At 65.2% G+C, this 22,863-nt stretch carries 17 protein-coding genes and 1 tRNA gene; 15 read left to right on the top strand and 3 right to left on the bottom strand.

Translation table 11 applies throughout. The annotated features are described in order from the left end of the window. Nucleotides 1–155: 155 nt before the first annotated feature. Entirely contained in the window at nt 156–2,144 is a 1,989-nt protein-coding gene (locus M2343_RS09895; RefSeq protein ID WP_264576511.1) for a BCCT family transporter, read from the bottom strand. A gap of 250 nt (nt 2,145–2,394) precedes the next feature. Further along, nucleotides 2,395–2,468, bottom strand: a tRNA-Gly gene (locus M2343_RS09900). A gap of 179 nt (nt 2,469–2,647) precedes the next feature. Here M2343_RS09900 and trpD point away from each other — a divergent pair. From trpD to M2343_RS09940, 8 genes are all read left to right on the top strand, one after another. Next, nucleotides 2,648–3,640, top strand: coding sequence for an anthranilate phosphoribosyltransferase (trpD, locus tag M2343_RS09905; protein ID WP_264576512.1), 993 nt, complete (start codon nt 2,648–2,650; stop codon nt 3,638–3,640). Continuing rightward, nucleotides 3,637–4,425, top strand: coding sequence for an indole-3-glycerol phosphate synthase TrpC (gene trpC / locus M2343_RS09910; RefSeq protein WP_264576513.1), 789 nt, complete (start codon nt 3,637–3,639; stop codon nt 4,423–4,425). Before trpD ends, trpC begins: the two co-directional genes overlap by 4 nt. Beyond that, nucleotides 4,422–4,889, top strand: a complete 468-nt coding sequence (gene moaC / locus M2343_RS09915) for a cyclic pyranopterin monophosphate synthase MoaC (protein WP_264576514.1) — start codon at nt 4,422–4,424, stop codon at nt 4,887–4,889. Before trpC ends, moaC begins: the two co-directional genes overlap by 4 nt. A gap of 21 nt (nt 4,890–4,910) precedes the next feature. After that, nucleotides 4,911–6,116, top strand: a complete 1,206-nt coding sequence (gene glp / locus M2343_RS09920; RefSeq protein ID WP_264576515.1) for a gephyrin-like molybdotransferase Glp — start codon at nt 4,911–4,913, stop codon at nt 6,114–6,116. A gap of 83 nt (nt 6,117–6,199) precedes the next feature. Beyond that, on the top strand, nt 6,200–7,465 hold the full coding sequence (locus M2343_RS09925; protein WP_264576516.1) for an FAD-dependent oxidoreductase: 1,266 nt from the start codon (nt 6,200–6,202) through the stop codon (nt 7,463–7,465). 3 nt (nt 7,466–7,468) lie between these two features. Continuing rightward, nucleotides 7,469–7,924 (top strand): c-type cytochrome, encoded by a 456-nt coding sequence (locus M2343_RS09930; RefSeq protein WP_264576517.1) that lies wholly within the window; start codon nt 7,469–7,471, stop codon nt 7,922–7,924. A 223-nt stretch (nt 7,925–8,147) separates the two neighbouring features. Next, entirely contained in the window at nt 8,148–9,842 is a 1,695-nt protein-coding gene (locus M2343_RS09935; protein WP_264576518.1) for a hybrid sensor histidine kinase/response regulator, read from the top strand. 1 nt (nt 9,843) lies between these two features. Beyond that, a complete protein-coding gene (locus tag M2343_RS09940; protein WP_181558759.1) occupies nt 9,844–10,773 on the top strand; it encodes a DNA-binding response regulator in 930 nt (309 codons plus the stop codon). Here the strand turns inward: M2343_RS09940 and M2343_RS09945 are convergent. Then, nucleotides 10,732–11,355, bottom strand: a complete 624-nt coding sequence (locus tag M2343_RS09945) for a RidA family protein (protein WP_264578209.1) — start codon at nt 11,353–11,355, stop codon at nt 10,732–10,734. The genes M2343_RS09940 and M2343_RS09945 overlap by 42 nt on opposite strands. 242 nt (nt 11,356–11,597) lie before the next feature. On the opposite strand from M2343_RS09945, the gene M2343_RS09950 reads away from it, so the two are divergent. The 7 genes from M2343_RS09950 to M2343_RS09980 all read left to right on the top strand — a co-directional run bounded on the left by M2343_RS09950 (nt 11,598) and on the right by M2343_RS09980 (nt 22,836). Continuing rightward, entirely contained in the window at nt 11,598–14,252 is a 2,655-nt protein-coding gene (locus M2343_RS09950; protein ID WP_264576520.1) for a TonB-dependent receptor plug domain-containing protein, read from the top strand. 47 nt (nt 14,253–14,299) lie between these two features. Then, nucleotides 14,300–14,800, top strand: a complete 501-nt coding sequence (locus M2343_RS09955; RefSeq protein ID WP_181558756.1) for a Rid family hydrolase — start codon at nt 14,300–14,302, stop codon at nt 14,798–14,800. Nucleotides 14,801–14,873: 73 nt separating this feature from the next. Further along, nucleotides 14,874–16,463 (top strand): flavin monoamine oxidase family protein, encoded by a 1,590-nt coding sequence (locus tag M2343_RS09960; protein WP_264576521.1) that lies wholly within the window; start codon nt 14,874–14,876, stop codon nt 16,461–16,463. Between the two features lie 4 nt (nt 16,464–16,467). Next, nucleotides 16,468–16,905 carry a c-type cytochrome gene (locus M2343_RS09965; protein WP_264576522.1) on the top strand — a complete coding sequence of 146 codons (438 nt, stop codon included), beginning with the start codon at nt 16,468–16,470 and terminating at the stop codon, nt 16,903–16,905. A gap of 38 nt (nt 16,906–16,943) precedes the next feature. Continuing rightward, complete coding sequence (locus tag M2343_RS09970; RefSeq protein ID WP_264576523.1) at nt 16,944–18,533, top strand: flavin monoamine oxidase family protein; 1,590 nt, start codon at nt 16,944–16,946, stop codon at nt 18,531–18,533. A gap of 116 nt (nt 18,534–18,649) precedes the next feature. After that, nucleotides 18,650–19,717, top strand: a complete 1,068-nt coding sequence (locus M2343_RS09975; RefSeq protein ID WP_264577537.1) for an efflux RND transporter periplasmic adaptor subunit — start codon at nt 18,650–18,652, stop codon at nt 19,715–19,717. Then, nucleotides 19,714–22,836: an efflux RND transporter permease subunit gene (locus tag M2343_RS09980; protein ID WP_264576524.1), complete on the top strand. Its 3,123-nt coding sequence runs from the start codon at nt 19,714–19,716 to the stop codon at nt 22,834–22,836. Before M2343_RS09975 ends, M2343_RS09980 begins: the two co-directional genes overlap by 4 nt. The last annotated feature ends 27 nt before the right edge of the window (nt 22,837–22,863 follow it).

The raw sequence follows: 22,863 nt of genomic DNA on the forward strand, positions 1-22,863 counted from the left end.
AGCGTGCGGACGAACGAACACGCTCCCTTGAAGTCTCCCTCACGCGAGCTTGCAATCGGATGAAATGTTCTCTGAGGCCAAATGCCGTTTGCGTCTTACGACTACATTTCAGACGAGCTCTACCCTTTACCTTCTGCTGACTGCCGCTGATCGCATCACGACATCCGCCGGCTGTGACGGAAGCGGGAATAGCGATTAAGCAGATCGTTGATCAGTTGCTCGTCGGTATAGCCGGTCACGTCATGAGGCTGCCCGCCGTCGGAAAAGTGCGCCACGGCGCGATAATGAAGCCGCTCTCGCTCCTGGGTCTTTCGCGGCTCGGCCCAGACAAAACTCGCCACGCGAAACCCGCGCGCACGGACGGTATAATCGAAGTCGCCGCGATCGCCATGCGGGATGGTGAGCCCCACATGGTCGGCATCCTGCATGAGGCGCGCGGAAATGCCGCTGTCTCGCATCTGCGCCGCCACCGCCGCGAGGGCCGGCTGCGCGGTGTCGGCGAGAAAAGTGAGCACTTCCTCTCGATCGTGAAACCGGGTGATGGTTGCGAGGCGCTGCTGCCATGTGAGGGCGGTTTCTGCGCCCGTGGCATCACCTGCAGTAGACAGGTCCATCGCTTCCTGGCTCTCGGTTTGAAGGGCTCGCAACAGGCCATAGCAAATGAACACCATGACCACAGCGAAGGGCAACGCGCTGGCGATCGCCGCGGTTTGAAGCGCCTGAAGCCCACCGGCGACCAGCAGCACCGCCGCGACACCGCCGGCGCAGACCGCCCAGAAGACGCGCTGCCAGACCGGCGGGTCTTTCGCTGCGCCGGACGTGATCATATCCATGACCAACGCACCGGAATCCGCTGACGTTACGAAGAACGTGATGATGAGAAGCGTCGCAATGCCTGAAACAATGGTGGAAAGCGGGAGCTGCTCAAGCGTCTCGAACAAGGCGACCGGGAGGTTGTTAGCGACCGTATCGGCGATGTGGGCTGCGCCGCTCAGATCAAGCGCGATCGCTGTGTTCCCGAATACGGTCATCCAGAGGAAGGTGAACAATGCCGGGACGAGCAAAACGCCGCCGACGAACTGACGGATTGTGCGCCCGCGCGAGATGCGCGCGATGAACATGCCGACAAATGGCGACCATGCGATCCACCAGCCCCAGTAGAACAGCGTCCAGCTACCCAACCACGGATTAGGCTCGTAGGCGTACAGGCGGAAGGTGCGCTGCACGACCTCGCTGAGATAAGTCCCCACATTCTGGACGAAGGCCTGAAGCAGAAACACCGTCGACCCTGTCACGAGCACGAAGACCAGCAATAGGGCGGCCAGAATGATGTTCAGTTCCGACAGGCGCTTCACGCCTCGGTCCAGCCCCATGACAACCGACAGCGTCGCCAACCCCGTGATGGCGGCAATCAGGACCAGCTGGATGACCGTATTGCTCGGCAGACCGAACAGATAGCTAAAGCCGGCATTCACCTGCAGCACGCCCAGACCGAGCGAAGTCGCCACACCGAACATGGTGCCCAGCACGGCGAAGATGTCGACAGCGTGGCCGATAGGACCATAGATCCGCTCCCCGATCAGCGGGTAGAGCGCCGAGCGGATGGTGAGCGGCAGACCGCGGCGAAAGGCGAAATAGGCGAGCGCCAGGCCGACGACGATATAGATTGCCCATGCGTGCAGCCCCCAGTGGAAGAAGGTAAGGACCATCGCCTGACGGGCGGATTCGATCGTGCGACCTTCGCCGACCGGCGGCAAGGCGTAATGCTGGATGGGCTCGGCGACGCCGAAGAAGATCAGCCCGATCCCCATCCCCGCGCTGAACAGCATCGCGAACCATGAAGGATAGCTGTAGTCCGGTTCACTGTCGTCGGAGCCAAGTTTGACGTCGCCATAGCGGCTGAACATCAAAAACAGGGCGAACACGAGAAAGCCGGCCACCGAAGCGATGTAGAACCAGCCGAAGTCCGCCACGATGAGCGCCTGCGCAGCGGCGAATAGCCGACCGGCAACATCAGGAGCGATTGCTCCAAACAACACAAAGGCGAGAATGAGGCCGGCCGAGACGAAGAACACGGTAGGATTGATCTCAACCCGGCGCTTTGTCGTGCCTTCCGGCGCATCATTAAACGATGGCTCGCTCACCTCTTCCCCCCATGCAGCGAGAACTCTGCTCAGGAAAGGGAACGAGGCGAAGCGCCGTCGGTTGCATATAGCTCATTCTAACGCCAGCAGTCCGTGCCAGCAGCGTGACCTTAGCGCGCGGTATCTTCTGCACCTGTCCGCTCACAAAGGAAATCAAGAGCGAAGAAATGCCGCCCGATTATGAATGATCGTCCAGATCACCGCACGTGCGCAGCCGGCTTGCAACATCGCGATACGAATGAAAAAGGGCTGGAGCGGGTAGCGGGGATCGAACCCGCATCACAAGCTTGGAAGGCTAGTGCTCTACCATTGAGCTATACCCGCTCATCGACCGTTCGCCGATCCTCACCGGCACTCAGCCGGGACGACCGCTCAGTGGCGATGCGCTGGAGCCATTGCCACGACAGGCACGGCAGCGTCAACAGCTTCGCATCGCGATCCTTTGACGGCAGAGCATTGATCGACGCTCGACTTTGCGCGCCGCAGATTGCAAAGGATCGGCAATGAACAGCTTGCCCGATCCTGCCAGCCCTCTCTCGCCGGAGGACGCCGCCCGCGCCTTCGCAGCCATTCTGGATGGCACGGTGGAGGACGAAGCAATCGCCGCCTTTCTGATCACACTGGCCGAGCGCGGCGAGACGGCCACCGAGATTGCCGCCGCCGCGCAGGAGATGCGTGCGCGCCTCATTCCCGTGCAGGCGCCGGCGGGGGCCATCGACGTGTGCGGCACCGGTGGCGATGGCCATCACACACTCAACATCTCGACCGCCGTCAGCCTCGTCGTTGCCGCCTGCGGCGCGCCGGTGGCCAAGCATGGCAATCGCGCTGCGTCCTCCAAGGCCGGCGCCGCCGACACGCTCGAGGCGCTGGGGCTGGACCTCGACCGGGCTGCCGAAACAGCCGAGCGCACGCTGGCGGATCTCGGCATCTGCTTCCTGTTCGCGCAGAAGCATCATCCCTCGCTCGCGCGGATCGCGCCGATCCGCAAGGCGCTGGGCCGGCGGACCATCTTCAACCTGATGGGGCCGCTCGCCAATCCGGCCGGCGTCACCCGCCAGCTCATCGGCATCGCGCGCCCGGCCTATGTGCCGATCTATGCGCAGGCGCTGGCGGAGCTGGGCACCGAACGGGCGATGGTGATTTCCGGCGATGAGGGGCTGGACGAACTCTCCCTCGCCGGCGGCAATGACGTGGCCGATGTGACGAGCGACGGCATCGTTGCGATGCGACGGATCAGCGCCGCCGATGCCGGGCTGCCGACACACCCTATCGACGCGATCAAGGGCGGCGACCCGGCCTATAATGCCGCGAAACTGCGGGCGCTGCTGCTGGGCGAGGCAGGCCCCTATCGCGATGCCGTGCTCTTCAACGCCGCTGCGGCGCTGATCGTCGCCGGCAAGGCCGAAACCCTAGCCGAAGGAGTCGAGGAAGCCACCGAAGCCCTCGACCGCGGCCTTGCCAACACCCTGCTCGACTGCTGGATCGCCTACGCATGAACAAGCTCGATGAAATCTGCGCCACCAAGCGGGACGAGGTCGCCGCCCGCAAGCAGGCGACCTCGCTCGCTGACCTGCAGGCGATGGCCGCCTCCCAAACCCCGCCGCGCGGCTTCCGTCGCGCGCTCGACGCCAGGGTAGCGGCGGGGGGCTATGGCCTCATCGCCGAGGTCAAGAAGGCCTCGCCATCCAAGGGGCTGATCCGCGCCGACTTCGATCCGCCGGCCCATGCCCGCGCCTATCAGGCGGGCGGCGCGGCCTGCCTTTCGGTGCTGACCGACGCGCCCTATTTTCAGGGCCATGAGGACTATCTCATCGCGGCGCGCGCCGCCGTCTCGCTGCCGGTGATCCGCAAGGACTTCATGGTCGACCCCTGGCAGGTGCTGGAGAGCCGGGCGATCGGCGCCGATGCCGTGCTCATCATTGTCGCGGCCCTCTCCGATGCGCAGATGCAGGAGATCGAGGATGCCGCGCTTGGCCTCGGCATGGATGCGCTGGTGGAGGTGCATGATGCCGCCGAGCTGGAGCGGGCGCTGACGCTGCGCTCGCGGCTGATTGGCGTGAACAACCGCAACCTCAAGGATTTCTCGGTCGATTTCGCCCGCACCTATGAGCTGGTCGGCAGCGCGCCGGAGGGCTGCACCTTCGTCGCCGAGTCCGGTCTTGGCTCGAAGGCGGACCTCGATGCGATGGCGGAGCATGCCGTGCGCTGCTTCCTGGTCGGCGAATCGCTCATGCGGCAGGATGATGTCGAGGCGGCGACCCGCGCGCTGATCGGCGCATGAGCGGCCTCAGCCATACCGACGAGGCCGGCGCCGCGCGCATGGTGGATGTAACGGCCAAGGCCGACACCAGCCGCACCGCCAGCGCGACCGGTAGGATCGACATGAATGAAGCAGCTCGCGCCGCGATTGCGGACGGCACTGCCGCCAAGGGCGATGTGTTCGCCGCCGCGCGCATCGCCGGCATCATGGCCGCCAAGCGCACCAGCGACATCATTCCGCTCTGTCATCCCCTGCCGCTCACCGGCCTGACCCTGGACCTTGCGCTGGATGCGGGCGGTGCCACCGCAACCGCAACGGTGCGCACATCCGGCAAGACCGGCGTGGAGATGGAAGCGCTGACCGCCGTCTCCGCCGCCCTGCTGACGCTCTACGACATGCTCAAGGCCGTGGATAAGCACATGGTCATGCGCGACATCCACGTGACGGCCAAGGCTGGCGGCAAGTCCGGCGACTGGACCGCTTGAGATCATGGCGGCGGCGCGGCCATGATCTCTGTCGATGACGCACAGCAGCGGCTGCTCGCCCTCGCCACCCCGCTGGCGCCCGAGGCGGTTGCGTTGGCTGAGGCGAATGGCCGATGGCTGGCCGCGCCGCTGACCGCAGCGCGGGACCAGCCGTGGACGGCCCTCTCCGCCATGGACGGCTATGCGATCCGTCACGCCGATCTGCCCGGGCCCTGGCGCCTGGTGGGCGAAAGCGCGGCGGGGAGCGTTCCTCCGGCTCAGGCCATCGGCGCGGGCGAAGCGATGCGGATTTTCACCGGCGCGCCGCTGCCGCCCGGCGCGGATACGGTGGTGGTGCAGGAAGATATCGCCGCCGATGGCCCGTCCATCCGCCTGACCGGCGACGGACCGGGCGGTGCGGGGCGGCATGTCCGCCCGCGTGCCAGCGATTTTGCGCAGGGCGATATGTTGCTGCCCGCCGGCCTGCGGATCGGCCCGGCGCAAATCGGCCTGGCGGCGCTCGCGGGCCACGACACGCTGACGGTGCATCGCCAGCCGAGGGTCGCGATCCTCTCCACCGGCGACGAACTCGTCCCGCCCGGCGCGCCCTGCCCGCCCGGCAAGCTCCCGGCCTCCAACGGCGCGATGTTGCGCGCCATGATTGGCGGCGCGGGCTGCGTGGTGACCAGCGAGCGGATCGTGCGGGACGATCTGGATGCACTCACCGCCGCGCTGCGCGATGCGGCTACCGCCGATGTCATCGTCACCTCCGGCGGAGCGTCCGTGGGCGATCACGATCTGGTGCGCCCGGCGCTGGAGGCGGCAGGCGGCAGCATCGATTTCTGGCGGATCGCCATGCAGCCCGGCAAGCCGCTGATCGTGGCGCGCATCGGGCAGCAGATCATGCTCGGCCTGCCCGGCAACCCGGTCTCGGCGATGGTCACCGGCGCGCTGTTCCTGCTGCCGCTCATTCGGCGGCTCGCTGGTGGAACGGATGTGCTGCCCAAGAGCCGCACGGTGCGGCTCGGCGCAGACCTCCCCCCGGGCGGCAAGCGCAGGCTGTTCATGCGCGCGATGGTCGACGGTGCGGGAATCGCCACGCCGCTGGCTTTCCAGGATAGCGGCGCGATGCATGCTGCCGCGCAGGCCAATGCGCTGATCGTCCGGCCCGAAGGCGCGCCGGCCGCGCGCGCTGGGGAAGAAACAGCCGTGCTCGACTGGGCCGCGCTCGGCCTCGGCGCGGACTGAGCCTTTCCAGCACTCAATACGTATTCTGGGCAATTGCTGCCCTCCCCTCGCGCCCTACAGTCTGCGTCTCAAATGGGGGTCGCATGGCAGAATTTCGGCAAGAGGGGCAGCTGGGCGTCGAACGCCGGGCCATGCTCACAGGAACGATCGGCGCCGCAGCCATGCTGGGGCTGCAGGCCTGCGCCCCGGCCTCCGGTTCCCGTCCGGCGACCCTGCGGGCGCCGAGCCGCCGGACAGCACTCGTTCCCATCCGCATCAGCCGCGACCAATTGATCGACGTAAAATGCTGCATCCGCCCGCTGCGCGCTGCCGGACCGAACCTGAACGTGGAGACGGTCGGCGATGCCCTCGTCATCCATAATTATGGCCATGGCGGCAGCGGCTGGTCGCTCTCCTGGGGCTCCGCCGACATCGCGGTCGGCAAGGCGCTCTCTGTCCTGCCGCGCGAGATTGCGGTGGTGGGGTGCGGGATTATCGGCCTGACCACGGCCGTGATGGCGCAGCGCGCCGGCCTCAAGGTCACGCTCTATGCGCGCGAATCCATCCAGCAAACCCGCTCGTTCCGCGCCAGCGGATCGTTCACGCCGGATAGCCGCATCGCCTTGGCCGAGCCCGCCGGCCCCGCCTTTGGCGAGCTGTGGGAACGCATGGCCCGCTTCTCGTGGAAGGCCTTTCGCACCTATCTCGGTCTGCCGGGCCATCCGGTGGAGTTCGGCGATTCCTACCAGCTTTCGGATACGCCGATCACTCGGCGGGAGTGGCCAGCCGACCCTGCAATCACGCAGAACTTCGCGACGAGTGGGCGGCCACAGCAGAATTCCGAGTTCGGCCATTATAGCGAGCTCATTCGGGACATCGTGCCGCAGGCGCAGCCGCTGAGCGCCGAGGAGAATCCCTTCCCGCAACCCCATGTGCGGCGCAGCTCGCAGATGATCTTCAACTTCGCCAGCTATGCCCATGTCATGCTCGGCGAGTTCTTCGAGCGGGGCGGGCAGTTCGTGATGCGCGACTTCGCTCGCCCGGCGGACTATGCAGCACTGCCCCAGAAGGTCGTGATCAACTGCACCGGCTATGCCGCCCGCGACCTGTGGCAGGACAAGACCATCATCCCGGTGCGCGGCCAGACCGGCTGGCTCGTGCCGCAACCGGACGCCTTTTACAGCGTGCGCTATCGCAATGTTTCGCTCACCTCCAAGCGCGACGGGATCGTCGTGATGAACAATAACCCAGATGTGGGCGAGATGCTGGGCGTGGGCGACAGCATGGAACTGCCCAATGTCGCGGACATCGAGAAAGGTCTGGAGATCATGGCGCCCGTCTTCGCGCCCGGCTTCCAGGCACAGGGCTGACCGATGCTGCTGCGCACCGCTCCGCTCCTGGCCGCTGCCCTGACCGCCCTCGCCGCGATCGCTGCCACGCCACCTACAGCCAGCACGCGAGACGGCGTCTATACGGCTGCACAGGCCAAGGCTGGCGCCCGCCTCTACGCCACGCGTTGCGCCATGTGCCACGGCCGGGCGCTGGAAGGCACGTTCGAGATTCCAGGTCTTGGCGATCGGTTCATGGCCCATTGGAGCAATGCCCCGCTCTCCAATCTGCATGATTATGTCGGCCGGGCCATGCCGCAATTCGCGCCCGGCTCGCTGACGCCGGACGACACGACGAACATCATCGCCTTTCTGCTGCAGGCCAATGGCCTGCCGGCCGGAAGCGCTGCGTTGCCCAGCGAGGCCGGCGCTCTCGCGCGGATCACCGTGCAGCCCGCAGACCTCAAGCTCACCGCCAGGGCTGTGCCCAGAACACAATAGGCACAGCCCTTTTTCCTTATGACGCACTGCAGCAAATTTGCCACAGATTCCGGAAAAATGCCTTGCACGCGTGCGAGGCTTTGAGTTTGTCCTTTTTGCAATGCACCATTCATCAAATGAACCGTGCGCGCGTGAACCAAGGTCAATCGCCGATGGAGTCGGACTGTCCCGGCTTCAGGACGCTGCGTCGCCACCGCCCGCGTCACCGGCAGATCGGCTGACCATGACGCGGCAGGATCTTCATCGCAGGGACACCGCTCCCATCGAGAAGATCGATGCCGCCGGCGTTCTGGAGACGCCGCCGCCCCGGCTCGCCCACCTCGTCAAGCTCGGGCTTCTCGGGCTGGCCTTTGGGGGGATTTTCGTCGGCCTGCACATGGTGTCGGACAACGAAGATCGGCTGCTGCTGGAAACGCTCACCATCCTCGATCTTCTGGCGCTGAGCTTCCTGCTGCTGCTCGGCATTCGCCGCTGGCGGGAAGCGGCGGCCTACACGATCCGCGCCCAGCATCTGGTCAGTGAACTGGAGACGGCACGGCAGAGTGCGATCAGCGCGAACCTCGCCAAAAGCCGCTACCTTGCCAGCGTCAGTCACGAGATTCGCTCGCCGCTCAATGCCATCTATGGCTATGCGCAGCTGTTCGAGCGGGGCGATGGCGTCAACGCGCAGGAGGCGGCGCGGGTCATCCTGCGCTGCTCGGAGCATCTGACCAATCTGGTCGAGGGCTTGCTGGATATCTCGCAGCTCGAATTCGGGATGCTGCGCGTGCGCACCGAAGAGGTGCGCCTCAACAGCTTCCTCGACCATATCGTCTCGATGATGCGCCCCGCCGCTCACGCCAAGGGCCTCACCTTCACGCTGGAAAAGACCGGCCGCCTGCCGGAGATCGCCCGCTTCGACCAGAACCGGCTGCGCCAGGTGCTGATCAACCTGCTCTCCAATGCGATCAAGTTCACCCAGCAAGGCAGCGTGACGCTCAAAGTGGGTTATGCCGGGCAGATCGCCACCTTTGAGGTGAAGGACACCGGCCCGGGCATCGCGCCGGAAGACCGGCAGCGCATCTTCGAGCCATTCGAGCGCGGCGAGGGGCGGGAGTCCGGCGCCGGCCTCGGCCTCGCCATCTCGCGCACGCTGGTCGAGATTCTCGGCGGCCAGCTCGATCTGGTCAGCACGCCGGAAGGCGGCAGTTGTTTCCGCATCGTGATGATGCTGAGCGAGGTCGCCGGCAAGGCCCTCTCCTCGGCACCCATGCGCAAGCTCACCGGCTATGAGGGCAAGCCACGCCATGTCCTGCTGGTGGAGGACGATGCCGACCAACGCCAGTTCCTCGAGCAGTTGCTGCGCGGGCTCGGCTTTCAGGTCGAGGCGCGGCCAGATGGCGAACAGGCGCTGCTTGCCGCGCGCGAGACGCCGCCGGACCTCGCCATTCTGGACATCAGCCTGCCGGGGCTATCCGGCTGGGAGATCGGCTGTGAGTTGCGCGCGATGTTCGGCGACCGGCTGCAAATCCTCATGCTCTCGGCCAATAGCGAGGAACTGCACCGGCCGGAGCATGACAGTCCGCAGCACGATCGTTTTCTCGTCAAGCCGGTGGAATTTGAATCGCTCGTCGGCGCGATTGGCGATTTGCTGCAACTGACGTGGCGCTGGCAGGACGATGCGCCAGATGTCGGCAGCGCCGGGCCGGATACACCGTCCGCCCTGCAACCAGCGCCGGTTGCGCTCGACGACACCGCCCGCAAGCACATCGCCCGGATGCAGGAATGCCTGCGGATCGGGCACATTCGCGGGATCGAAACCGAGATCAAGCAGCTGGAGCGCGCCTCACCCGCCGCCGAGCCGCTTGTTCGCCAGCTTTACCAGCACCTCGACCGATACGACCTGACCGCCATGGCGCGCCTCTTACAGGATTACTGACATGATTGGCATTCCCGGACATTCGGACACCGTCCTGATCGTCGATGACGAGCCGGACACGTTGCGGATGCTCACCGCCGCGCTGGAGACAGCCGAGATTTCCGTGCTGGTCGCAACCTCAGGCCATGTGGCGCTGGCTCAGCTGGGCAACATCATGCCCGACCTCATCCTGATGGATGCGGTGATGCCCGGCATGGACGGGTTCGAGACCACGCAGAAGATCAAGGCCAATCCCCAGCTCGCCAGCATCCCGATCATCTTCATGACCGGCCTGACGGAGAGCGAGCATGTGGTCGAAGCCTTCGAGGTCGGCGGGGTGGATTATGTCCGCAAGCCGGTGGACCTGCAGGAGCTGCTGGCGCGCGTGCGCGTCCACATGGCGCAGGGGCGTGCCGTCCATGCCAGCGTCGCCAGTCTCGATGCGACCGACAGGCTGATCCTGGCCACCGATGCGCGCGGCAGTCTCTTGTGGTGCACCCCGCGTGCGGAACAGGCCATCTCGCGCGTCTCACCCGGCTGGCTGCGCAGTGAATCCGCGCTGCCGGAAGAAATCCGCAACCAGATCGAGAAGCTGCTGACCAAGGACGAGGGCGTCGCCGGCAATGCCGTGCGCGTGCGACAGACCAAGGGCCAGGGCGAGCTGGAGATGCAGGTCATTGCCCATTATCGGGAGGATGAAGTGCTGATCCGCCTTAATGAGCTCAATCCCGAGCAGGATCTCGACCGTCTGCAGGAGCGCCTGCCGCTCACCCGGCGCGAGGCCGAGGTGCTGCTATGGGTGAGCTATGGCAAGCCCAACCGGGTGATCAGCGATGTGCTGGAGATCAGCCCGCGCACCGTCACCAAGCATCTGGAACGGATTTTCGACAAGCTGGGTGTGGAGACCCGCTCAGCCGCGGCGGCTGTCGCGATCCGCATGCTGGGCCAGTAGCGACTTCTTGCGCAGGGCGGGGGGAAGCCGCGGCGGCCGCATGTAAGAGGCCTCCGGCGACGCGCCGCTGGACTTGCGCACCGCGATGGCCTCGATCTCGATCAGGTAGAGCGGGCCGACAAGCGCGGCGACCTGGAAAGTGGAGCGCGCAACGGTGTTGGGATTAGCCTGCGTGCCGAAGAACTGACGGAACCCCTCGTTAACGCCGGCGAAGTCCATCTTGCCGGTGCGCGGGTCCGCCGCGACGAACAGCGACAGCTTCACCAGATCGGACATCTTATAGCCCTGCGCCTCGAGCAGGCTCTTGATCTTGTTGAGGGTGCTGATCGTCTGGGCCTTGGTGTCGCCCATCTCCTCCAGCGTCTTGACCTCGCTCATCGGCTTGGCGGGATCGACCGGGGACGGCAGTTGGCCGGAGAGGTAGAAGGTCTCCATCCCCTCGCCGACGCGTACGCCATCCAGAATGATTGCGTTGGGATTGCCCTTGATCCGCGTGACCTCTGCCTGAGCGGGCGCGGCGGTCATCAGCAGCGCGGCGGCACCTGCCAGAACGGTCTTGGCCAACATGGCCTTGAGAGACATGCGACCCAGGTCGCGGCGAGCCGAATAAGCGCGTCTAATCATAGTGATGTTAGCTACGAATACCCCCCCTCCGCCACCATACGACAAAATGCGTATGTCCGAATCCCGACCAGTCCGATCAGCTAGCCAGGCGCAAAACAGCATATCACAGGGCGACGCGGGACGCTCGGCGCAACAACCATAACCCGCCGAAAAGACAGACAAAAAGGAGAGCGCACCACGAGAACAAGGGGGACGTCTTCATGATCACGCGCAGAAATATTGCTGCCCTATTGCTCCTTACGAGCGCAGCCATTCCCGCCGCAGCCGTGGCGCAAACGGCCGAAACGCCGCAGGAGCCGCCGGCCGATGGCGGCGAGATCATCGTCACCGGCACCCGTTCCACTGGCATGATGGCCGCAGAGAGCGCCGCGCCGATCCAGTTGCTGAGCTCCTCCGCACTGGAAAAGGTGGGTCAGCCCAACCTCAACCAGGCCCTCACCCAGCTCGTGCCGAGCTTCCAGGCGCAGACGCAGGGCACCGATATGGCGAGCTTCTCGCTCTCGGCCCGCCTGCGCGGTCTCAGCCCCAACCACACGCTGGTGCTGGTCAACGGCAAGCGCCGCCACGGCAACTCCATCCTGCAGGTCATCAACGGCGCATTCGGCGGTTCCGCCGCGCCGAGCATCGACCTGATTCCGCCGGACATCGTTCAGCGCATCGAGGTGCTGCAGGACGGCGCCGCCGCGCAATATGGTTCGGACGCCATTGCCGGCGTCATCAACATCATCCTCAAGTCGGACACTTATGGCGGCGCGGTGAAGTTCAACGCCGGCCAATATTATGACGGCGAAGGCACGACCTACAGCGCGAGCGGCAATTTCGGCATGCCGATCGGCGAGAGCGGCTTCCTTGACCTGTCGCTCTTCCATCGCCGCAATGACTGGACAACGGTCGGCGACGGTCAGTTCTCGGTGCGGAACTATGACGGCACCACCGTCACCAACGTGTCAGCAGCCTTCAAGCCCCTGCTCGACGCCTGCAATGCCAAAAACTGCACCGCGGGGATCAACGGTGGCCAGCCGGCGTCGCAGTTGACCCTTGGCTTCTATAACTTCGGCTATGATTTCGGTGGCGTCGAGCTCTACTCGTTCGGCAACATCTCCTATCGTCATGGTGACGCCCTGCAGGGCTATCGCCATCCCACCCGCCTGTGCCGCACCACCGCCGGCGCCGCGACGACCACGGACCCGACCAACTGCTTCGGCACCAGCGCCCAGACCGGCCTCGTGCCGCATATCGAGGTGAAGCAGGACGAATTCCAGTTCACCACCGGCCTGCGCGGCGAGATCAGCGGCTGGGACTGGGATCTGGCCGGCAGCTATTCGGAAGACGTCGCGAAGGTCTACACCACCAATTCGGCCAACGCGTCGCTGTTTGTCGCGACCGGGCAGTCGCCGTCCGACTTCTATGACGGCAGCTTCAAGTTCACCCAGTTCGTCGGCACCCTCGATCTTCGCAAGGAGTTCGACGTTGGCTTAGAGGATCCGCTGAATTTCGCCATCGGCGCGGAATATCGCAAGGAAACCTACGCCATTGGCGCTGGCGACGCGCTGTCGCGCTATGTCGAGGGTGGCCAGTCCTTCCCCGGCTATGCTCTCAGCGATGCCGGCACACTCTCGCGCAACGCCAAGGCGGCCTATATCGACGTCGCCGTCAACCCGGTGCCCGACTGGACCGTGGATGTCGCCGGCCGCTATGAGCATTACAGCGACTTCGGCGACACGACGATCGGCAAGATCACGACGCGCTACGACTTCTCGCCGGCCTTCGCGATCCGCGGGACGGCCAGCACCGGCTTCCGCGCGCCCTCGCTCCAGGAATCCGGCTACTCGGCCACGAACGTCGGGCCGACCTCTGCCACGCTGCAACTTGCGCCCAGTTCGCCGGGATCGGCCAGCGCCGGGTTCGGCGCGCTCAGTCCGGAAAAGTCGGTCAACTTCTCTGCCGGTATCGTGCTCCGCCCGATCTCGCGCTTGACGATCACGCTGGATGGCTATCTCATCAAGATCAAGGACCGCATCGTGTCCTCGGGCAGCATCACCGGCCAGCAGTTCGTCAACCTGACGTCGCCGCCGCAACGTGTCGGTATCGACACGCCGGCCGCGCTGATCAATGGCCTGACGCCCTATGACCTCGTGATCAACGCCATCAATGCCAGCGGCAAGCAGCTCGATCCGACCGTGCGGACGAACGGTTCCCTCGCGATCCAGACCTTCACCAACGGTATCGATACAAGGACGATGGGCCTGGAACTCGCCGCGCGTTATCCGGTCGATCTGCCCTTCGGTAACATCGATTTCTCGATCGGCGGCAACTACAACCTCACCAAGGTCACGAAGAACAAGCTGGGCACCCTGTTCGGCCCGACCTCCGAGCAGATCATCGAAAAGGCCAGCCCGGCCTTCAAGGGCAACTTCAGCGCCCTCTTCACCAGCGGCAAGTTCACCGCCAATGCCCGCGTGAATTACTACAGCAAGACCAATCAGTTCGTGCAGCCCAACAGCACATCGGCCAACGGCAATGCGAGCCGTGGCATCGCTGCCCTGCCCGCGCCGATCCTGCTGTCGAACAACCAGCGTTACTATAATGCCGAGGTGGCGCCGGCCGCGATCGTCGATCTGGAGTTCAGCTACGAGATCACCAAGTTCGCCAACCTCGCGATCGGCGCGAACAACCTGTTCGACAAGATGCCGGAAGTACCGGCGCTCGTTGGAAACTACGATCCCGCGACGTGGCCGACGACCGGTGTCTCGCCCTACATCAACAACGGCGGCACGTTCAACGCGCCCTACACCTTCGGTCCTTACGGGTCGAACGGCGGGTATTACTACGCCCGCCTGACGCTCAAGTTCTGATCGAACAAGACGAGCAACCTTACATCAACTGTATCTGGACGAGGAGAATGACATTGAAGAAGACCGGCATCACCGCCGCCATGTTGTCAGGAGCGCTGCTTGCAGCGCTCCCCTCGGCCGCCGGCGCGCAGACCGTCGAGCGCACTTATGGCGCGCCGAACTCCCCCATCGCCTCGCTGGCCTTCGTGCCGGCGGGCGCGAACATCATGTTCGTTTCCGGCACCACGCCATCGCCGGTCGATCCGGCCAAGCCGGAAGAACTGGGCGATACCAAAGCGCAGACGCTCAGCATCCTCACCAAGATGAAGGCGTCGCTGGAAGCCAAGGGCTTTTCCATGGGCGACATCGTCAAGATGACGGTGTTCCTCGTCGGCACCCCGGAGACGGGCGGCCGCATGGATTCAGCCGGGATGAATGAGGTGTTCCGCACCTTCTTCGGCACGGCGGAACAACCCAACAAGCCCACCCGCTCGACCATCCAGGTCGCCGCGCTGGGCCGCCCGACCATGTACGTGGAGATCGAGGCCATCGCGGCGAAAATGCCGTGAGGGTCGAGGGAGGCGCATCGGGGGATCGCGCCTCCCTTTTCCACCGGGCACCGGCATCAAAGGACAAGCAAGGATGACGACATCACTGCGGCCGACCCGGCGGGATATGCTGGCGATGATCGGCAAGGTCGGCGGCACGGTCGCGCTCTATCAGGCGATGACAGCGCTGGGCCATGCGGCGGAATCGCAATTCACCGGCCCGCCCCAGCTCACCGGCGCGCCCAAGGGCAAGAAGGTGCTGATCCTCGGCGCCGGCCTTGCGGGTCTCGTCGCTGCCTATGAGTTGCAGCGGGCGGGCTATGCCGTCGAAATACTCGAATATCAGGATCGCCCCGGCGGCCGGAACTACTCGGTGCGTGGTGGCGACAAGGTCGTGGAAGTCGGCGGCGTCTCGCAGACCTGCGCTTTCCAGCCCGGCAATTACCTCAATCCCGGCCCGTGGCGCATTCCGCACCATCACCGCTCGCTCTTGCATTATTGCAAGACGCTGGGCGTGGCGATGGAGCCGTTCATCCAGCTCGATCACAATGCGTTCGTCCACAACAGCAAGGCGTTCGGTGGCAAGCCCCAGCGCTACAAGGAGCTGGCGGTCGACTTCAAAGGCCATGTGTCGGACCTGCTCGGCAAGGCGCTCAACGCGGGCGCGCTGAATGACGCGGTGACCAAGGAAGATCAGGAAAAGCTGCTCGAATCCCTGCGCGACTTTGGCCTGCTCGATGGCGACCTCAATTTCACCAGCAGCCTGCGCGTCTCCGGACAGCGCGGCTATGATCGCGCGCCGGGCGGCGGCGTCAACGGCGCGCCCACACCCTCGAAGATCAACAGCCTGTCCGACGTACTCTCGTCCGACATCTGGGCGCATATGAGCTTCTTCTTCAACAATGTGATGCAGACCACCATGTTCCAGCCCAAGGGCGGCATGGACATGATCGGCAAGGCCTTCGCCCGCGCCGTCGGCCCGGTGGTCCAGCTCAACACCAAGGTCACCCGCATCACGCAGGACGACAAGGGCGTCACCGCTTATTGGCAGGATATTCCCAGCGGCAAGACCGGCCAGAGCAGCGCCGACTGGTGCGTGAACACCATCCCCCTCCCCGTGCTCAGCCAGCTCGACATGCAGGTGGGTGCGCCACTCAAGGCCGCGATGCGCGCCGTGCCCTATAGCGGGCAGGTGAAGATCGGCCTGGAGATGCGCCGCCGCTTCTGGGAAGAAGACGACGCCATCTATGGCGGCCACAGCTTCACCGATCAGACGATCGGGCTGATCTCCTATCCCAATGACAGGATGTTCGGCAACGGCCCGGCCGTGCTGCTCGGCGCCTTCGCCCGTGATGCCGGCGGGTTCCAGCTTGCCGGCATGACGCCCGCCCAGCGCATCGAGATGGCACTGGCGCAGGGCTCGGTGTTCCACCCGGCCGCCTATCGCAAGGAGTTCATGAACGGCACCTCCGTGGCCTGGAGCCGCCTGCCCTGGATTCTGGGCTGCACCTCGCGCTGGTCGGACGACGCCCGCGCCGCGCATTACCAGAACCTCGTCGCGATGGAGGGCCGCATCGTCCTCGCGGGCGAACATGCCTCTTATTACGGCGGCTGGATGGAGGGTTCGCTGCTCTCCGCGCTCGACGCCATAACCCGCATCCACCAGCGCGCCACCGGAGCCTGACGCCATGACCCTCAAAACCGCCGCCGCGCTAGCTCTGGCGGGCGCTCTCCTCGCCGCCACGGTGGCTGTCCGCGCGCAGGATGCGCCGGGCGGCGGGCCAACCAGCGTGGACATCTCCAATGAGGGCAAGGAGGTCTATGAGATGATCTGCCAGGCCTGCCACATGGCGGATGGCAAGGGGGGCGCCGGCGCGGGCGCGGCGATCCCGGCCATCGCTGGCAACGCCAACCTGGCGGACAAGGACTTCATCGCCACGATCCTGGTCAAAGGGCGCGGCGGCATGCCCTGGTTCACGGACATGCTCACGCCCGAGCAGATGGCCGCCGTCGCGACCTACGCGCGCAGCCATTTCAACAACTATCCCGATCCCGTCACGGCCGCCGACGTCAAGCGCGTCATCGCCGCGAACGGATCGTCGACGCGCGATTGCAGCACCTGCTGAGCCGTGGGGACGGCCCGGCACTTTTGGGGGACATGAGCATGACCGAATTTACGGCTCCGACACGGCGTGACCTGCTGGCGATGATTGGCAAGGCGGGCGGCGCCATGGCCATGTATCAGGCCATGACCGCCTTTGGCCATGCCGCCGAAACCCAGTTCACCGGCCCGCCCAAGCTCTCCGGCGCGCCCAAGGGAGCCAAGGTGCTGGTACTCGGCGCGGGCCTGGCCGGCATGCTCGCCGCCTATGAGCTGCGCAAGGCCGGCTATGCCGTGCAGATCCTCGAATATCAGAACCGCCCCGGCGGGCGGAACTACTCGATCCGCGGTGGCGACAAGGTGGTCGAGGTCGGCGGCACGACGCAGACCTGCGAATTCCAACCTGGCAACTACCTCAACCCCGGCCCGTGGCGCATCCCGCACCATCACCGCACCCTGCTCCACTACACCAAGGCCTTTGGTGTCGAGTTGGAGCCGTTCATCCAGCTCAATCACAATGCCTGGGTCCACAACAGCAAGGCGTTCGGCGGCAAGCCCCAGCGCTACAAGGAATTGGCCGTTGATTATAAGGGCCATGTCTCCGAGCTGCTCGGCAAGGCGCTGAACGCCGGCGCGCTCGATCAGAAGGTTACCAAGGAGGACAAGGAGAAGCTGGTCGAGGCCTTGCGCGAATGGGGCCTGCTCGATGGCGACCTGAATTACACCAGCGGCCTGCGTGCCTCCGGCCAGCGCGGCTATGATCGCGCGCCCGGCGGCGGCGTCAACGGCGCGCCGACGCCCTCCAAGATCAACGATCTGGGCGATGTGCTGGATTCCGGCGTGTGGCAGCAGATGAGCTTCTTCTTCACCAATGTGATGCAGACGACGATGTTCCAGCCCAAGGGCGGCATGGACATGATCGGCAAGGGCTTTGCCAAGCAGGTCGGCGACCTGATCACCTACAATGCGAAGGTGACGAAGATCGCGCAGGGCGAGAAAGGTGTGACCGTCTCCTGGCAGGACCTGACCTCCAGCGCCATGCATGAGGCGAAGGCAGATTATTGCGTCTGCACAATTCCGCTAGGTGTGCTCAATCAGCTCGAGCTGCAGGCGAGCGCGCCGCTCAAGGCCGCCATCGCCGCCGTGCCCTATTCCAACTCGGTGAAAATGGGCCTGGAGATGCGCAGCCGCTTCTGGGAGGAAAAGGACGCGATCTATGGCGGCCACAGCTTCACCGACCAGCAGATTTCGCTGATCTCCTACCCGAACTTCGACTTCTTCGCGGACAAGCCGGCAGTGCTGCTCGGGGCCTTTGCAGGCGGCGCCGGCGGCTATGCGCTGGCCGGCATGACGCCGCAGCAGCGCATCGAAACCGCGCTGGCGCAAGGATCGGTGTTCCACCCCGAAGACTATCGCAAGCAGTTTATGAACGGAGTCTCCTTCGCCTGGAGCCGCACGCCGTGGATCATGGGATGCTGCGCCACCTGGTCGGAGGCGGCCCGCGCGCAGCACTACCAGAATCTGGTCGCCATGGATGGCCGCATCGTCCTCGCGGGCGAGCATGCGTCTTATTATGGCTGCTGGATGGAGGGCGCTCTGCTCTCCTCGCTGGACGCCATTGAGCGACTGCACAAAAAAGCAGTGGCTGGCTGATCGAAACTGGGGCAAAGTAGACAAAATCTACTATCGATATGGATGACGCCGTGGACCTTCTAAACCGGCTGCCGGGCGCCGCCGGGCATCCTCTCTCCTCGTGGCGGCAGGGCACCCTGCTGATCGGGCTCGCGCTTCTCGCGGCATGCGGCAAGGGCGAGACCGAGCAGAAGCGGCAGCCGCCCCTGGTGTCGGCGATAAAACCTGCCACCCACGTCTTCCGGGACGAGATCCAGGCTGTCGGCACCGCGCGCGCCAATGAGCAGGTGACGCTTGCCGCCAATGTGACCGAGCGGATCGAGCGGCTGATGTTCGATGACGGCATGTTCGTCCGGTCCGGCCAGTTGCTGGCGGTGCTTTCCAACGCGCAGGAACAGGCAGCATTGGCCGGCGCCCGCGCCAGCGCCACCGAGGCCGCCTCGCAGCTCGACCGCGTCAACAGCCTGTATGAGCAGGGCTTCGCCACGCGCGCCCTGCTCGATCAGCAGCGCGCCGCCCTGAGCGAGGCCCGGGCCAGTCAGGACGGCATCAAGGCCCAGCTTGGCGACCGGCTGATCCGCGCGCCCTTCTCCGGCTATCTCTCGCTCCGCACCATCTCCGAGGGCGCCATCGTCAACAGCGGCACGCCTTTGGTGACGATCAGCGACCTGTCGCGCATCAAGCTGGATTTCACCGTGCCGGAAACGCAGCTCGGTGCCTTGCGCATCGGCCAGCCGATCCGGGCCTCCTCCTCGGCCTATCCCGATGATGTGCTGCAGGGCACGATCAGCACCATCGATCCGGTCATCGATCCGGCAAGCCGCGCCGTCATGGTCCGCGCGACGCTCCCCAATCCCGGCGCGCGGATCAAGCCCGGCATGTTGCTGACCGTCCGCATCGAGACCGGGCAGCGCACCGGCCTTGCCGTGCCGGAGGCGGCGGTGCTCAGCCAGGGGGACAGGCGCTATGTCTACACGCTCGATAAGGACCGCAAGGCCAAGCGGATGGACGTGCGCACCGGGCTGCGGGACAATGGCCTGATGGAAGTGAGCGGGCTTCCCCAGGATGCGCTGGTCGTCTCCGAAGGCGTGGTGAAGGTCGCGGAAGGCCGGCCCGTGCGTCTGGCCGAGGTCGAGAGCAGCAATAGCGCGCAGACCGAAGAGATCGTGCCCAAGGGCGCGGCGACGCCGGAAGCGCGGCCGTGATCCTTTCGGACATTTCGGTCCGACGGCCGGTCGTCGCCGCCGTGATGTCCCTGCTGCTCGCGATCATCGGCTTCGTCGGCTTCATGAACCTGTCCGTGCGCGAATATCCGGACACCGACCCGCCCATCGTCTCGGTCGAAACGCGCTACACCGGCGCCAATGCCAGCGTGATCGAGAACCGCATCACTCAACCGCTTGAACAGCGGCTCGCCGGCATCGAGGGGATCGAAACGATCAGCTCGACCTCGCGCGACGGCACTTCCAACATCGTGATCGAATTCCGCGCCGGGCGGGATGTCGATGCGGCCGCAAACGATGTGCGCGACCGGGTCGCCGGCGGCGCGGCAGACCGTCCGGACGACGCGCTGCCGCCGGAAGTGCGCAAGGTCGATTCCGATTCCCAGCCGATCATCTTCTTTGCCGTGATGGCGCCGGGCTGGGACCGCACCAAGCTCGGCGATTTCGTCTCGCGTGTCGTGGTCGACCGGCTCTCGACCATCGATGGCGTGGCGCAGATCGTCGAACTCGGCATGGCCAAGCCCGCCATGCGCGTGTGGCTCAATGCCGATCGGCTGGCGGCCTTTCGGCTGACGCCGGGCGATGTCGAGGCCGCGCTGCGCCGACAGAATGTGGAATTGCCCGCCGGGCGGATCGAGGCGGAGGCGCAGAACCTCTCGCTCCGCGTCCAGCGCGACTTCACGACCCCGCAGGACTTTGCCCAGCTTGTCATCGGACGGGGCAGCGATGGCTATCAGGTGCGCCTGGGCGATGTCGCGCGCATCGAGGAAGGGCCGGAAAATCCCTATTCCATCTTCCGCTACAATGGCGAAACCGGGGTGGGCCTGGGCATCGTTCGCCAGTCAGGCGCCAACACGCTGGCGGTGGCGCAGGCCGCCAAGGCTGCAGTTGCGGAGCTGAGCAAGAACCTGCCCGAGGGCGTCGAGATCCGCATGGGCGGCGACAGCACCATGTTCATCGACGAGGCCATTCGCGGCGTGTGGCACACCATCTTCGAGGCGGCGCTGCTCGTCACAATCGTCGTGTTCTTCTTCCTCGGCAGTCTGCGCGCGACGTTGGTGCCGATGATCACCGTGCCGATCTGCCTGCTCACGACCTTCGGCGTGCTGTGGCTGGCGGGATACTCCATCAACCTGCTCACCTTGCTGGCGCTGGTGTTGGCTATCGGCCTTGTGGTCGATGATGCCATCGTCGTCCTCGAGAATGTCTATCATCGTATTGAGGAAGGCGAAGACCCGCTCTTTGCTGCCTTTTACGGCGCGCGGCAGGTCGGCTTTGCAGTCGTGGCCTCCACCATGGTGGTGTGCGCCGTGTTCGTGCCGGTGATGTTCCTCTCCGGCCAGGCCGGCTCGCTGTTCCGCGAACTGGCGGTGGCGATGATCGCGGCGGTCGGCGTCTCGGGCTTCCTCGCTCTCACGCTGACGCCGATGATGTGCTCCAAGCTGCTCAAGGGCAGCCAGCGCGGCCGCCTGACCGCCAAGATCGACCGGCTGATGGAGCGGACGGAAAACGGTTATCGCAACGCGCTCGGCTCGGTGCTCCGCCGCCCGCTGCCGGTGATGGTCGCGTCCGTGCTGCTGATTGCCGGCAGCGTTGTGCTGTTCCGCAGCCTGGATTCCGAGCTCGCCCCCGCAGAAGATACCGGCGTCATCCAGGTCCGCCTCAACAGCCCGGAAGGGACGGGCTTCGCGCAGGCCGACAAATATCTGCGCCAGGCCGAGACGCTGGTCCTGCCGATGGTCGCCGAGGACGGCCCGGTGCGCGGGATGAATGCCCGCATCGGCGGTTTCGGTGGCGGGACCGACGATTTCAACAGCAGCAGCCTCGCGGTGTTCATGAAGCATTGGGACGAGCGCAAGGAAAGCTCGCAGAGCGTCGCGCAGGAGGTCAACAAGCGCCTGGCAGGCCTGCCGTCCGTGCGCGGCAATGCCACCGTCACCAACCGCCTTTCGCGCGGCGGCCAGCCGATCAGTTTCGTGATCGCCGGCACCAGCTATGAGGATCTGGCCGTCGCCCGCGACCGCATATTGGATGCGGCGCGCGACAACCCCGGCATCGTCAATCTCGACGCCGATTATGTCGAGAACAAGCCGCAACTGCTGATCGAGATCGATCATCAGCGGGCTGGGGACCTCGGCATTTCCGTCAATGACATCAGCCAGGCGCTGCAGACGATGATGGGATCGCGGCGCACGTCGACCTATGTGCGCGACGGCGAGGAATATTATGTCGTCCTGCAGGCGGAATCCTTCAATCGCGACGACGAGGCATCGCTGGCGAAAGTCTATGTCCGCGCCGCTGGCGGGGCGCTGGTGCCGCTCTCCAACCTGCTGATCGTCAAGCAGGCGGCGACGGCGCGCGAGCTGGGCCGCTTTAACAAGATGCGCGCCATTACGCTGAGCGGCGGCCTGGCCGAGGGCTATTCTCTCGGGCGCGCACTCGACTTTCTCAATGAGCAGGCGCGCCAGTCGCCGGAAGTGACCGCCGTGGGCTATAAGGGTGAGAGCCGCAGCTTCATGCAGACCGGCACCTCGATCTGGATCGCCTTCGGCTTTACCGTGGTGGTGATCTACCTGCTGCTCTCCGCCCAGTTCGAAAGCTTCGTCCACCCGCTGGTGATCATTTCCGCCGTGCCGCTCGGCGCTGCGGGCGGCATTATCGGCCTGGCGGTGACGGGAACGAGCATCAACCTGTTCAGCCAGATCGGCATGATCATGCTCGTCGGCCTTGCCGTGAAGAACGGCATTCTGATTGTGGAATATGCCAATCAGTTGCGCGATGAGGGCCGGGATTTTCTGGTGGCGATCAGCGACGCATCCGTCCGCCGCCTCCGGCCGATCCTGATGACCTCCATCGCCACCGTCGCAGGCGCTATTCCGCTCGCAATCGGCGGCGGTGCCGGCGCGCATGCCCGCTCGTCCATCGGCTGGGTGATCGTGTTCGGCGTCAGCATCGCGACGGCCATCACCCTGTTCGTAGTGCCTTTGCTCTACAGCCGCTTTGCGCGGGGCACATCCTCGCCCCAGACCGTCACCCGCCGCCTGCGTGCGCTGATGGGCAAGAACGGGAAGCCCGATGGAACGGCCCAGCCGGCGGAATGATCCGGCCCCGCTAACCGGCCACGCCAG

This window comes from Sphingobium sp. B8D3B (assembly GCF_025961875.1).
In the GTDB taxonomy this organism is placed as follows: domain Bacteria; phylum Pseudomonadota; class Alphaproteobacteria; order Sphingomonadales; family Sphingomonadaceae; genus Sphingobium.